Source organism: uncultured Polaribacter sp. (assembly GCF_947501385.1).
Lineage (GTDB): Bacteria > Bacteroidota > Bacteroidia > Flavobacteriales > Flavobacteriaceae > Polaribacter.
On sequence record NZ_CANMVP010000008.1, the window covers coordinates 76,559 to 90,129 of the forward strand.

Here is a 13,571-nt window from a genome sequence, read left to right on the forward strand (position 1 = left end):
AATTGTTTTAGAATTTTTTAAATAAAATACTCTAAAACAAAACACAAACAGGAGTCGGCGCAAATATTTCATCAACCAAAGTTAATTCTCCAGTTTTAGGATTTCTTTTAAAAGAAACAATATTATCGCTGTCTTGATTGGCAACTAATAAAAAATTATTATCTGGAGATAAAGAAAAGTTTCGAGGATGTTTCCCTAAAACCGATTCATAACCAACATTTTTTAAACTACCATTTTTAGGATTTACTTTAAAAATTGCAATCGATTCATGTCCGCGATTAGAAGCATACAAAAATTTACCGTCTTTCGAAATATGAATGTCTGCAGCTTTACTATATGCTGTAAAATCTGTTGGTAAAGTAGTTATTGAATTTTCTATATAATATCTGTTCTCTTTCTCTTTTACCAAAGAAACAGTATTGTTCAGCTCGTTTAAAACATAGATCCATTTGTTATTTGGATGAAAGGTAAGATGTCTTGGGCCAGCACCATCAGCCATTTTTAGGGCCTTCTGATTTGTGAGTACCAACTCATTTTTTGTTTCATCGATGGTAGAAAACCACAATTCATTGGTTCCTAAATCTACAGAAATCACTTCGTTTTTAGTTGGGTGAAACCAAGTGGAATGTGCATGAGGCGCTTTTTGTCTGTCTGTAGTTCCGTTCCCTTCGTGTTGTTGAATGTTTAAAATTGGTGCTAATTCGCCTTTTGAATTCGCCTTTAACAAACCGACACTTCCACCGCCATAATTTGCAGTTAGCACATAGTTTTTATCATTTACAGCAACAAAACAAGGACCAGAACCTCCTGTTTCTTGTTTGCTAAGTAGCTGCAAAGAATCTGTATGAATTTGATAAGATCTGATAAGCCCAACTTTTTCACTCGAGGTTTCACCCACTGCAAAAAGTACTTTTTTATCTTTTGATTTTGCTAAAAAAGTAGGATTTGTAAGGGCGGCAACCAACCCTAAATTTTTTAATTTTCCGTTTTTGGAAATACTGTATTTATAAATGCCTTTGCTTTCTTTTTTAGTATAGGTTCCTACATAAAAGATCGTATCGCTTTGCTGTTCCACTGTTGTTGTTTTACATCCTGAAATCATCAAACCTAAAAATATAAAAGAGAAAAATTTCATAAATTAAAAAACTTTAAATATTGGTAAACGTAAATGTGCAGGCTCATAATGAGGAGATTTTTTATAAACAAAATCTAACTGCATTCTTGGGTTTTTCGCAAATGCATCATCTTCTTTTATTTTATCATCAAAAGCCTTTTTAATAGCTGGATTTTCTGCTAAAATTTGTTCGGCAACATCTTCAAAAACATAGGAAGAATAGCCTTCTTTTTGTTGTAAAATAGTATCGAAAAAATTCCAATTGAAAAAAGAATCTGTAGCTTCTGCTTCTAGGGTTTCTAGCAAATAACGCACTCCGTTTTGGTTGGTAGGAATATACAAATCTCCTGCTTTGAAAGTAATCTTTTTAGTAGTCTTAGAAATTTGCGTATTGTAATGCAAATAATGCCCTTCATAAGCGGCGGTTCTTGTTTTGTAGTCTGCAATATGATGCACTTCTGCAGTCATTGTAGAATCTTTTTTAAATTGTGTAAATTCAATATGATTGTTTTCTAGTCTGTCTACAATTTCATGCCAACCTTGTTGTAAAACATAGGCTTTCGGAATGGTAATTTCTTTTTCGGGAAGAAAGTTGTTGTAATATTTTGTCTCTTTTGTAAATGGCTTTTTTGAATCGTAAAACAAGCGCTTTCCGTTGGTTACTTTGCTGTTGATTATTTCAGCTTCATATCCTTGAAATTGCAATATTGTAGGATTTTCTCTATCTACTTTATAGTGAATTGGATATGTTTTTTTATTCAGAACTTCTTCCACAGCTTTTGCACGAAGCTCTTTAATTTTTTTCGAATTCTCTTCCCCGAAATCGAAAGCAGAAAATAGGAGTTCATAGGTTTGTGCTACACGTGTTTTATAGGGTTTTAGCATGTGAGTCTCTATCATAAGACCTAAGGTATGAAACAAGGTTGTGTAGCCTGTAGAATATCTAGGCGCATCGAAAAATTGAGAAAAACCGGCTTCAGGCGTATTTCCCCAAACATTAACGTAGGGTGTAATGATGATGTTTTTCTTTTGTAAAGAGGCTTCTATTTGAGGTCGCATTTCAGTTTCTAAAAAATTACCTAAACGACCTCCTAATTTATTGTGCTGGGTAAATAAATGGGTAATTGCATATTGATAGTCTGCGCCATTACTTACATGATTGTCTATAAAAATATCAGGATTTACCGTATGAAATATTGCTGCAAAAGCCGCGGCATTTTTAGTGTCTTGTTTTATAAAATCTCTGTTCAAATCGTAATTTCTTGCGTTTCCTCTAAAACCATAAGAGACAGGTCCGTTTTGATTTGCTCTTGTATGCGAATTTCTATTCAAAGCGCCACCCACATTGTACACAGGAATTACGGCAATTAGAGAGTTTTTATATTTTTCTTTTAAAGAATCGTTTTGTACAAGGTCTCTTAAGAGCATCATAGAGGCATCAATTCCATCAGATTCTCCAGGGTGAATTCCATTGTTAATTAAAATTCTATTTTTTGTCGAGTTGGTAATTTCTTCCACATTATAAATTCCTTCACGATTGTAAACAACCAAATGCAAAGGTTTACCTGAGTCTGTTTGCCCAAATGAAAACATTGAAATTTCTGAATATTCATTCGATAATTGTTTATAATAAGAAATGATTGCTTCGTATTCTGGTGTTTCTGTTCCTGCTGATTTTTCGAAACGCGTCGTAAAATTAACTTCGCTCTTTGAAGAATTGTTACAAGACAAGATAAGCAACATGCACACGAGAACACTTATGTATTTCATAAAGATTAGCCTTTAAAATTTAGATTCAAATTATAAACCGATTGTAGACTTTTACCACGTTTTTTAGCAGGTGTCCAGTTAGACATCTCCGAAATTATCCTTTTTATTTCAGCATTGTAATCTTGTGTCAATCCTTTTAAAACTGCTACATTTTCGATATTTCCTTCTTTTGTGACAATAAAAGTAATTAAGATATTCCCAATGATACCCGCTGAGGAAGCATCAAATTTTTTTGCTATGAATTTCTCAACATTTCCATTTCCAGGTTTTTTATAATAGGCTTTTGTAAAAACACTTTTATATTTCATAGCATTTCCTTCAGCATCCCAGCAAGTTCCTTTTATAATTTGTCCTTTTTTATAGGTTTCTTCGTACACTTTTGTAGCCCCATCAAATGCAGTCCAAAGTCCGTTTTTTAATCCGTCTTTATAATTCCCTTTAATAGTATCTCCATTTTCATTGGAAATAGATTGAATAAAACCATTGCTGTTTTCTACAGTTTGAATTCCTTTTTTGTCCCAAAAGTTCACCACTAAATTCACTTTTTGATCATTAAAAAAAGTTTCTTTAGATAATTTTTCTTCAGATTTCTTTTCACCGTTTTCATAGTAATGTGTCCAAATACCGTTGCCAATTTTTCCATTTACAGTTTCTCCTACGGCAGAAATGTTTCCATTTTTATGATAGGATGTAAAAGTGCCATTTGCTTTTAATTGTTGCAAACCATTTGTTATAAACCTAGCATTTAATATATAGGTATTAGAGATAGAATCTAAAACATGTTTTTCTACGTTAAAAGTATTTCTATTCTTTGCAACATTTGTCTGTTTAATAATAATTAAAGTGTTTGTTTTTAAATAGGTTGCCCTATTGTTTTGATAGTATAAAGTATCTCCTGCTTTATAATAAGAATTTGTTTGCCCAAATGCAGAAAAAACAACTAAAAACAATGTTGTAAGCCTTATCAATATATCCATTTTTATTTATCAAATTTTACCCTTACGGCTTGAGGAACCAATTTTGTGTAATCTCCATTATTTCTAATAACATCTCTTACAATTGAAGATGAAATATAAGAAGTTTTTGCTGCTGTTAATAAGAAGACGGTTTCTATGGGGGCTAAATCTCTATTTGTATGTGCAATTGCCTTTTCGAATTCAAAATCTGCAGGATTTCTAAGTCCTCTTAAAATAAAATCGACATTATTTTTTAGGCAGAAATCTACCGTTAAACCTTTATAAGTTACTATTTTTATTTTTGGATTGTTACCAAAGCATTTTTCTAGAAATTCTTTACGCTCTTCTAAAGTGAACATGTATTTCTTTTCTGCATTGATACCAATAGCAATAATTAATTCATCAAAAAGTGTGACACCTCTTTCTATAATGTCATAATGACCTAATGTTATCGGATCAAAAGATCCAGGAAAAATTGCTTTTTTCATGTGAAATGTTTAACAGCACAAATTTAAAGATTATTGCGTAACTTTTTTGATATTATGAATTTAATGTTCCTTGAATAGCATTGTCAAACAATGCCGCTAAAGATATTCCTGCTTTTTGTGCTTGCTGAGGCAAAATGCTTTCTTCTGTTAAACCAGGCACGGTATTCATTTCTAAAAAATAAGGTTCGTCGTCTACAAAAATATATTCAGACCTAGAAAAACCAGACATGTTTAAAATTTCATAGACTCTTTTGGCTACTTTTTCGACTTTTTCTTGTTGTGTTTTAGAAATTCTTGCAGGGGTAATTTCTTTAGATTTTCCTTCGTATTTGGCTTCATAATCAAAGAAATCATTTTCTGAAACAATTTCTGTAACGGGCAACACTTTCGTTTTGCCTTTGTATTGAAGAACACCTACAGAAACTTCTGTACCATTTAAAAAAGATTCGATTAAAATTTCTGAATCTTCTTTGTAAGCAATTTCAATAGCTGGTAAAATAGCTTCTTTTGTATGCGCTTTCGAAATACCGTAACTAGAACCGGCATTGTTTGGTTTGATAAAACAAGGCAACCCTGTCTTTTTTACAATTTCATCAACATTAATGATATCACCTTTATTTAAATAAATGGATGTTGCCGTTTTAATACCATACGCTTTTACAGCACTCAATGTATCTCTTTTGTTAAACGTTAATGCCATTTGGTAAAATGGGGCAGAAGTATGTTTTAAATTGATAAGATCAAAATAGGCTAATAGTTGTCCGTTTTCTCCTGGAGCGCCATGAATTGCATTAAAAACACAATCAAAGACCATACGATTATTGTTCAATACAAACGAAAAATCATTTTTATCAATCGGGTATTCATTTTCTTGTTCATCTAAAACAACCCATTTTTCTTTTAGAATTAAAACCCTAAAAACGGTGTATTTTTCTTTGTCTAAATGGTTATAAACCACATTTCCACTCTTGATAGAAATATGTATTTCAGATGAATAACCCCCCATTACAATGCCAATAATTTTCTTCATTTTACTATAAATAATAAAACAAATTTATCAAAATATAAATAGAAATAGCAACGTTTAGTTTTTATATATTTGTGAGATAAAAAAAAAGGTATGAGTTTGATTCAATTTTTAAAAAGTAAAACTTTTTTTATACAAATTGCGATTGCAATTGTTGGTTTGTTTCTGTTTGTTTTTCTGTTAAAATATTGGTTGGGTGTTACTACAAATCACAACCAAAAAATACAGGTTCCCGATTTACAAAAATTAACTTTAGATGATGTTGATAGAAAGTTAAAGGAATTACATTTAGATTATAAAATTATAGACAGTGCGAGTTACAATCCAGAGTATCCAAAAAGATCTGTGATAGAGCAAACACCAGAAGCAGGAGATTTTGTAAAGGAAAAACGTAAAATTTACCTGACTTTAAATCCGTCTAAATACAGAGATGTCTCAATTCCGAATTTAAATGGACGAACAAAGAGACAGGCATCTTCTCAATTAAGAGCTATGGGGTTAAATGTAGGTACAAATTTTACCTATGTAAGTGATATTGGTAAAGATGTTGTGAGAGGTTTGCGTTACAACGGTACCATCGTAAACGAAGGAGATAAATTGCCCTTAAACTCAATTGTAGATTTGGTTTTAGGAGATGGGAGACGTTAACTTGGAGTTGGAAGTTGGAAGTTGGAAGCTTGAAGTGGGAAGTTGATAGGAATTTAAGAAAATTATTATTTTGCAGGAAGAACAGAGTCAAGAATTAGAGAATGAAGAATTATACGAACACCATAAGTTTGTAGCAAGTGCTGGACAAGAACCTTTGCGCGTAGATAAATTTCTAATGAATTTTATTGAAAATGCGACAAGAAATAAAGTACAGCAAGCTGCAAAAGCAGGAAATGTATTGGTGAATGACGTTGCTGTAAAATCGAACCACAAAGTTAAGCCACAAGATATCGTTAGGGTTGTTTTAACGTATCCGCCAGCAGAAAACTTATTGGTGGCAGAAGAGCTTCCATTAGATATTATTTATGAAGATGATGCGGTAATGGTGGTAAACAAAGCGGCAGGTATGGTGGTGCATCCAGGTCATGGAAACTATTCTGGAACCTTGGTAAACGGCTTAATTCATCACATAGAAAATCTACCAACCAACTCTAATGAACGGCCTGGTTTAGTGCATAGAATAGACAAAGATACCAGTGGATTGTTAGTGGTTGCAAAAACTGAATTTGCAATGGCTCATTTATCGCGTCAGTTTTTTGACAGAACTACAGAACGTTTGTATTATGCTTTGGTTTGGGGGTATATAGACGAAGATGAAGGTCGTATTGAAGGAAATATTGGTCGAAGTTTAAAAAATCGCTTGCAAATGGATGTTTTTCCGAATGGTGATTTTGGAAAACATGCAGTTACCCATTTTAAAGTACTGGAAAGACTTACCTATGTTACTTTGGTAGAATGTAAGTTAGAAACAGGAAGAACACATCAAATTAGAGCACATTTTAAACATATTGGGCATACCTTATTTAATGATGAACGTTATGGTGGAAACGATATTTTAAAAGGAACTACATTTACCAAGTATAAGCAATTTGTACAAAACTGTTTTAAAACATTACCAAGACAAGCACTACACGCTAAAACATTAGGTTTTACGCATCCTACAACGGGTGATTTTATGCAGTTTAACTCTGAAGTACCACAAGATATGGTAGATTGTTTAGAGAAATGGAGAAACTATACCGTCAATTCTAAAGACGAACTTTAGGAAGCTTTTTTCATTTCTGTACGTCCCCGTCCTGAAAAATTTTGGAATATATTTAACTCAAAATGCACAACGGGTTGTAATTGTATTTTTATATGATTTAAGTATCTATTCTTTTTGAAATGTAAGTAGTGGTGTTTTCGTTTGAAATGCTGTATTTTGGGTTACACTTTTATTGAATATTTTCTCAAATAAAGAAGTGCTATGCGTAAACATTGTGACCATATCTGCATTTATATCTGAAACATATTGGTTGATACCTTCTACGATAGAAACACTCTGAAGTTCTTTTACTTTTATATTTTTGTAGGAAAATATTATTTTTAGTCTTCTTTCTCGAAGGTGTAAATCTTCTTCAAAATCTTCATTTTCTTTTTTAATATGAAGAATGTGAATCCAAGATTTTAATAATTTTGCAAATGGAATTATAGTTTCAAGTTCTTCTTCTAAGTTTTGTAGATCGCTTGAATATACGATGTTATTGATGCCTTTATAACTTGCATGCTCAGGGATTGTAAGGACAGGTAAACTACTATTTGTAATAATACTTGCTGCATTACTTCCAAAAATAATTTTTTTAATGCCAGTAGCTCCCTTAGTGCCAATACATATGATATCAACATTATTCTTTAGAGCAAATACTTCTACTTCTTTTGCCATAGAGGTACCAAAAATAATTCTAGTGCTTATTTGAATATTGTTATTGTTTTCCTTTTTAATTGATTTAATGAGCTCATCCATATCCCGCTTTGAACCTATTTTGATGGCTTCTTCTAACTTTCTAGAACTAATTCTAGTCATTGGTTGCGAATTGGTATTTATAAAGTGAAGTAACACCAAGTCAAATTTAATATCCTTATTTAAGTCTATTGCATATTGAATGGCTATTTTAGATAATTGAGAGAAATCTGTTGGAATTAATACTTTCATAGTATGGGATGTATTTTGGATTGTAAATCTATACTATAAAAAAATGTTACACCATGATATTTATCAGTTTGAAAACGCTTCGATATCAACTAGGAAAAACAAGTACAGGTGTATGTGTATGATTTACCATTTTCTTAGATAGGCTTTTTTCGAAAATGCGCTCAATAAAGTTTCGGTTTCTAGTGATTAAGACTAACATATCTGGTTTTGAATTTTCGAGAAGTGCTGCCAGTTCATCCTCTATATCTTTCGCATAAAGAAGTTCAAATCGGAAATTTTCACTGCTAATCATTTTGGCTACTTCGGTTTCTAATTGTAAAAGCTTTTCTCTTTCTTGTTCTAAATCTTCAAAATATCTACTTATATGAATTATGTGAAGACCAGCTCCATAGTATTGTATAATTTCTTTGATAAACCTAATACAGGTTGTGTCTTTTATATGAAAATCTGTTGCAAAAACTATTTCAGATAAATTATCGAATTTTGCTTCTTTAGGAACCGTCAATACAATAGATTTTGTATTACGAATGGTTTGGGCAGCTAAACTTCCAAAAATTTTATTCTCAATACCATGGTTACCAATTGTACCCATTATAACCATAAGTGGGTCTAAATTCTCCATATATTCCTTAAGAAATAAGGTCTGACCTCGTACAATGTCATATGCACACTCCAGATTAAAAGCTTCTATTCTTTCTTTGAGTTTTACAAGCTTGTTTTTTGCTTCTTCCTCTAACAATCTAATTGTATCTAAGAGAATGGTAGGATTTTTTTCAGCAGATGCCAACGAACCAATCTCAATAGCATGTACTATCCTAATTTTGCTTTTTAGTGCTTTAGCTAATGCGATGACATAAGGCATTGTATTTTTGGCACAATCAGAGAAATCAGTTGGGTATACAATTAGTTTTGAGTTCAATTTTACTGTGTTTAACATCATACTTTTCTAGATCTTTTTAATAAGATATTAAATGATCGTTTTGGTTACTAGTAGATTTGTTACATCGCTTTAATTTACAACTTTTTTTGTAATCTAGTTTTTTACTAATTAATTGAGAGGAATTTTAATTTCTTAAATCGTGCAGCGCCAACACAGGAATTTTGGAATGATACCCTAAGTTTTTAACCATAGGTTTAAATAAAATACTTTCAAGAAAATTATGCTTTTTGTTAATAAAGACTACCATATCACCATCACGAGTTTTTATAAATACATTAATAGCCTTTTGTACCTCGGTGTCGTTTACCGTGTGAAACGAATATTCTAGTCTTTCAAAATAACTTTTTAGAAGTATTTGGTTATTCAACTGATCTTCATTTAGAGATTTATCCTTGACTGATATGTGTAAAATTCTTATTGCTGATTTCGTTATTTCAGCGATATCTACTAAGTGCTGAAATTCTCGCCTCTTAAAATTTGTTTTATAATCTGTTGGAAATATTATTTCTTTAATGCCTTTGAACGTAGCCTTTTTAGGAACAGCGAGCACAGGGCAGTTTCTAATTTTCTCCATGGCAAGAACGGTTTGAGTACCATAAATTTCAATTTTAGAATTTGTCCCCCCTTTGGTTCCCATAATAACCATATCGATATCCCGTTTATCTACTACCTCTTTTATAACACTTATTAAAGAGCCACATTCAGATATTATATGGAATTTATGATTGGTAACTTTATTAGTGTTTAATAGTCTTTTTAGAACATGTATCAAGCCTATATTTGATTTTCTTTTAGATTTTTTTAAATCTCTTATAGCCGTAAGTTCCATTGTATAAGGTTCAATCTCATAGGTGTTTAGAATACAAAATTCACAGACTTCATCTTTATATAAATTGATAGCATAGTCCATCGCATTTTGAGCATTCTTAGAAAAATCTGTTGGTAAAAGTATTCTGCGTTCCATAAAGTGTTATGTGATAAAAATGAGATCAAATGTATTTTTTAGTTTCCTACATTACAATGATATTTATCAGTTAGGTTTCAGTAAAGAAAACCTAGGTATAAAGAATACATTGTTATTAATAATACCTCTCTTAAGTGTGTAAATCATGTAAAGCCATTATGGGTACTTTAGTGTATGATCCTAATTTTTTCGCCATTGAAGTAGAAAATATTCTTTTAAGAAAACTATTCTGTCTATTCATAAAAATGATCATACCACTATTTCTACTATCGGAGAAAAAATGTACGCTTTCTTCTATGTTATTGCTATTAAGAGTATGGAAAGAATAATCAATGCCTTCAAAATATTTGGGAAGCTTATCTCTATTTTTATATTGTTTTTCACTGATTGACATATTGTTACTGATGTGAAGAATACGAAGAGGAACTTCACTTTTATGAGTAATTTCTTTAAGGCTTAATAATTCATTTTTTTTATATGGTATCGAAAAATCCGTTACAAATACTATTTCATTCGTAGGAGGAAATTTTGCTTCTCTTGGAATAGCAAGTACTGGACAATTCGTAATTTTTTCCATCGTAATAACTGTATTGCTACCATAAATTTTGTCTCTTCTTTTACCAGCACCATTTGTTCCCATTACAATCATTTCTATATCCATTTCTTCTACTAGTACTTCTATAGCCACGAGAGGCGTTGCAAATTTGGAAATTTGATGAAAGTGATGCTCAGTAGAATTATATTTTGAATCTAGTTTTACTACTGTTTTGCTCAGTCCATTTTTAGATTTTGTTGCAGCAAGATCATAGGTTTTTTCACCAGGTTCAGGAATCATTAAACTATCTAGCGTGAAGCTATTTACGGAAAATGAATTCAGCAAGTAGAAATCACAAGGCTCATTTTTATACATTTTTATAGCATATCTTAATGCATTTTGAGCTGTTTCAGAGAAATCTGTTGGGACTAAAACTTTTCTTTTCATAATAATCTGTTTGTATGTAGACAAAATTATAATGAAATTTATAAAGAGGATATGATATTTATCAGTACTGTAATTTATGCATGAATATTGCTTTCTATCAATAAGATCTACTAATTATTTTCTATCATATTTATAACTATTTATCAACTAAAATCATGAACAAACAAAGAAAAATAATCGGATGGATTGTTACTATTATTGCTTGTCTCGCAACGGGTTGGGGTGTAATCGGAAAATTTATTAGCCCTGAAATGCAGGCAAAAATGACCTCGATAGGTTTTGAGCCCTATACACAAATGGTTGCAGTTTTTGAATTAATTACTGTTGTCCTTTTTATACTCCCACAAACGGGTAGAATTGGTGCATTATTAATGTCTGCACTTATGGCAGGTGCTGTATCGGCGCATCTTGGACACGACCAAAATATTGGGTTCCAGATTACTATTTTGTGTTTGGTTTGGGCAGCAACACTTATTCGATATCCAGAATTCTTACGCTTTAGTGCAAAACAAAAATCTTAACCTGATACGAAGGGAGTACTTAGCTTCCTTCGTGTTTTTAATTAAAAATTAAAAAAAAATACTTAGAGCTATACTTTTAAAAAGATAAGTCAAAAGAATCTAATATTTAGCTTTTGAACAGGTTGGATTATTAAAACTTGCTTACATCAGACTAAATATAATGCCACAGACTAATAAATTCTAAAGGCAATAATTTTTTACTGATTCTTGGTGAATACTTTATAATTAATAAATATTCTTTTATTACTACTTGCAGTAGTAATTTTTTTTTGAAATTGTTACTCTGAAATTAATAATCAGTTTTAGGTTTTGATTCTAAAAATATGGAGCTACTCAATACTTTTGTAAAGTATGATTTATAAGTTTATTCAATTAATTACGAACTGTAACAAAAGAAATAAATAATTGTCTTTTATATAAGTTTTATATTTTTAATAAAGAAAACTAATTTTATAACAATAAGAATTTAATGAGATCAGAATATTTTATTAATATTTTAGAGTACGGGCTGATTCTAAACCTGTCGATTGCACTTTTGGTAAATATGCTCTCAAAAAACATTCGGAATTATATTCTAGGGTATTTTGTTTCAATTGCCCTTTTTGTACTAATTGCTGATGTATTTTATTTAAAATTAAATGATTCAAAAATATTCTATTTTCTACTTCCATTATTCTCCAGTCTTTTTTATGGACCAGTTCTTTACATATATTTAGTCTCTCTAATAAACCAGAAAATAAAAATTAAGACAATCACAGCACATCTTTTACCATTTTTTATTATTTCGATATTGTACTTTGTGATTAAACCAATGCTTGCTACTTTCCTTTTTGCTAGTAAGGTAATATATGGAACTATTGGTGATTTGTCGGTAATCATTTACTTTATTCTTGGTTATAGATTAGTAAAAAAACAGAAAAGTAATGAAAAATTTATTTTAAAAAACCGCTTTTGGTGGTTCTATGTTAGTGTAAATGTATATTTAATATTTTCAGCTTTAATTTCTATTATTTCAACTTTAACATTTATACCATGGTCTTTTTCTCAAGAGATATCATCAGCTATTTCTTCATTTTATTTCTCCTATTTGCTTTATCCTATATGGGTGTTTTTTTGTTTTGTTCTGCCGCTTTATTCAATTACCGAAGCCGAATGGCTAAAGCAGTTTTTTGTATCAGATACTTCGGTAAGAAATGAAGAATTCTTAGCGCAAAATTTAGATGATAAGATCAGCATGATAATTGAGGAGGATTTATTATATAATAAAAGATATTTGTTTCCTAAACTCACTATGAATGAATATTCCAAAATTATAGATGTTGATATAGAGGATATTAAGGAATACTTGATTGTGAAAAAGTTTAAAAATTTCACAGAGTTATTGAACTTCTATAGAGTTCAAGAGTTTAAAAGCAGAGTTGCAAAAACAAATCATAAGAATTATTCACTTATCGGAATTTCAGAAGAGTGCGGCTTCAAATCCAAATCTACCTTTTTTAGAGTATTTAAAGAACTTGAAGGAGAGACGCCTAATGAGTTTGTTAGTAAGATTTCAGTATAAGAATAAAAGCACACAAATTAAGGTGCTATTTATATTTTTGGGACAACATTGGTAAATTGATTTTACTGTTTCTTACCAGTATATTAGTATTTTGCTGAGGGAAATTTATAATTGGTGTGCAAAGTGTTCTTAGTCATTATATGAGCGTATGATACAGTGAAATTAACACATACCAATCGACATAAAATGTAATTGAAATGAAGCATTTTTTAATAGTAGCTATATTTGGATTAAACATTCTTCCGTCAAATTGTCAAGAATATTCAAAAAATCAAGTTATTGAGGATTTGGAATTTTTGGTTCAATCTATTGAAAAATTTAACCCTTTACTGTATGAATACAATCCTGATTTTAAACAACAAGCCCAGCACATAATTACTTCGATTTATGAGAGTGTGTCTAGTATTAATTATTTTAAGTATGTAAACAATATTGCCGCATTGAGTAATGAAGGTCATCTCAAGGTGACTAGTACTAAACAATATCCTTTTTTAGGTATTTTACAGCTTTGAAGAAAACTGATTACTAAAACCCCAAATATTATGTTTTTCATAGTTACCATTTTCAA

Annotated in this window: 14 protein-coding genes; 5 read left to right on the plus strand and 9 right to left on the minus strand. The window is 30.8% G+C overall.

Annotation, left to right across the window (positions count from 1 at the left end):
* Nucleotides 1–31 precede the first annotated feature (31 nt).
* Genes Q0998_RS07040 through Q0998_RS07060 form a run of 5 tightly spaced genes read right to left on the minus strand, consistent with a single transcriptional unit; the run spans nucleotide 32 to nucleotide 5,358 of the window.
* Nucleotides 32–1,135, minus strand: coding sequence for a lactonase family protein (locus Q0998_RS07040; RefSeq protein ID WP_299668102.1), 1,104 nt, complete (start codon nucleotides 1,133–1,135; stop codon nucleotides 32–34).
* 3 nt (nucleotides 1,136–1,138) lie between these two features.
* A complete protein-coding gene (locus tag Q0998_RS07045; protein WP_299668105.1) occupies nucleotides 1,139–2,884 on the minus strand; it encodes a M14 family metallopeptidase in 1,746 nt (581 codons plus the stop codon).
* 5 nt (nucleotides 2,885–2,889) lie between these two features.
* Nucleotides 2,890–3,861 carry an energy transducer TonB gene (locus tag Q0998_RS07050; RefSeq protein WP_299668108.1) on the minus strand — a complete coding sequence of 324 codons (972 nt, stop codon included), beginning with the start codon at nucleotides 3,859–3,861 and terminating at the stop codon, nucleotides 2,890–2,892.
* A 2-nt stretch (nucleotides 3,862–3,863) separates the two neighbouring features.
* Entirely contained in the window at nucleotides 3,864–4,328 is a 465-nt protein-coding gene (gene coaD, locus Q0998_RS07055) for a pantetheine-phosphate adenylyltransferase (protein WP_299668111.1), read from the minus strand.
* Nucleotides 4,329–4,380: 52 nt separating this feature from the next.
* Nucleotides 4,381–5,358, minus strand: coding sequence for a D-alanine--D-alanine ligase (locus Q0998_RS07060; RefSeq protein ID WP_299668114.1), 978 nt, complete (start codon nucleotides 5,356–5,358; stop codon nucleotides 4,381–4,383).
* Between the two features lie 90 nt (nucleotides 5,359–5,448).
* Between Q0998_RS07060 and Q0998_RS07065 the strand changes: the two genes are divergently transcribed.
* Both Q0998_RS07065 and Q0998_RS07070 read left to right on the plus strand, forming a co-directional pair.
* A complete protein-coding gene (locus Q0998_RS07065; RefSeq protein ID WP_299668116.1) occupies nucleotides 5,449–6,003 on the plus strand; it encodes a PASTA domain-containing protein in 555 nt (184 codons plus the stop codon).
* A 70-nt stretch (nucleotides 6,004–6,073) separates the two neighbouring features.
* Complete coding sequence (locus Q0998_RS07070) at nucleotides 6,074–7,108, plus strand: RluA family pseudouridine synthase (protein WP_299668118.1); 1,035 nt, start codon at nucleotides 6,074–6,076, stop codon at nucleotides 7,106–7,108.
* A 105-nt stretch (nucleotides 7,109–7,213) separates the two neighbouring features.
* On the opposite strand, the gene Q0998_RS07075 is transcribed toward Q0998_RS07070, so the two are convergent.
* The 4 genes from Q0998_RS07075 to Q0998_RS07090 form a co-directional block, all read right to left on the minus strand.
* On the minus strand, nucleotides 7,214–8,035 hold the full coding sequence (locus Q0998_RS07075; protein ID WP_299668121.1) for a universal stress protein: 822 nt from the start codon (nucleotides 8,033–8,035) through the stop codon (nucleotides 7,214–7,216).
* An 85-nt stretch (nucleotides 8,036–8,120) separates the two neighbouring features.
* Complete coding sequence (locus Q0998_RS07080; RefSeq protein ID WP_299668124.1) at nucleotides 8,121–8,954, minus strand: universal stress protein; 834 nt, start codon at nucleotides 8,952–8,954, stop codon at nucleotides 8,121–8,123.
* Nucleotides 8,955–9,099: 145 nt separating this feature from the next.
* The gene (locus Q0998_RS07085) at nucleotides 9,100–9,939 is read right to left on the minus strand and encodes a universal stress protein (protein ID WP_299668128.1); all 840 of its coding nucleotides are present in this window, start codon (nucleotides 9,937–9,939) and stop codon (nucleotides 9,100–9,102) included.
* Nucleotides 9,940–10,069: 130 nt separating this feature from the next.
* A complete protein-coding gene (locus tag Q0998_RS07090; RefSeq protein WP_299668131.1) occupies nucleotides 10,070–10,921 on the minus strand; it encodes a universal stress protein in 852 nt (283 codons plus the stop codon).
* A gap of 155 nt (nucleotides 10,922–11,076) precedes the next feature.
* Here Q0998_RS07090 and Q0998_RS07095 point away from each other — a divergent pair, with 155 nt between their 5' ends.
* The 3 genes from Q0998_RS07095 (at nucleotide 11,077) to Q0998_RS07105 (ending at nucleotide 13,515) form a co-directional block, all read left to right on the plus strand.
* Nucleotides 11,077–11,442 carry a DoxX family protein gene (locus Q0998_RS07095; protein WP_299668133.1) on the plus strand — a complete coding sequence of 122 codons (366 nt, stop codon included), beginning with the start codon at nucleotides 11,077–11,079 and terminating at the stop codon, nucleotides 11,440–11,442.
* A gap of 469 nt (nucleotides 11,443–11,911) precedes the next feature.
* Nucleotides 11,912–13,003, plus strand: coding sequence for a helix-turn-helix domain-containing protein (locus tag Q0998_RS07100; protein ID WP_299668135.1), 1,092 nt, complete (start codon nucleotides 11,912–11,914; stop codon nucleotides 13,001–13,003).
* Between the two features lie 197 nt (nucleotides 13,004–13,200).
* Entirely contained in the window at nucleotides 13,201–13,515 is a 315-nt protein-coding gene (locus Q0998_RS07105) for a hypothetical protein (RefSeq protein WP_299668138.1), read from the plus strand.
* Nucleotides 13,516–13,571 lie beyond the last annotated feature (56 nt).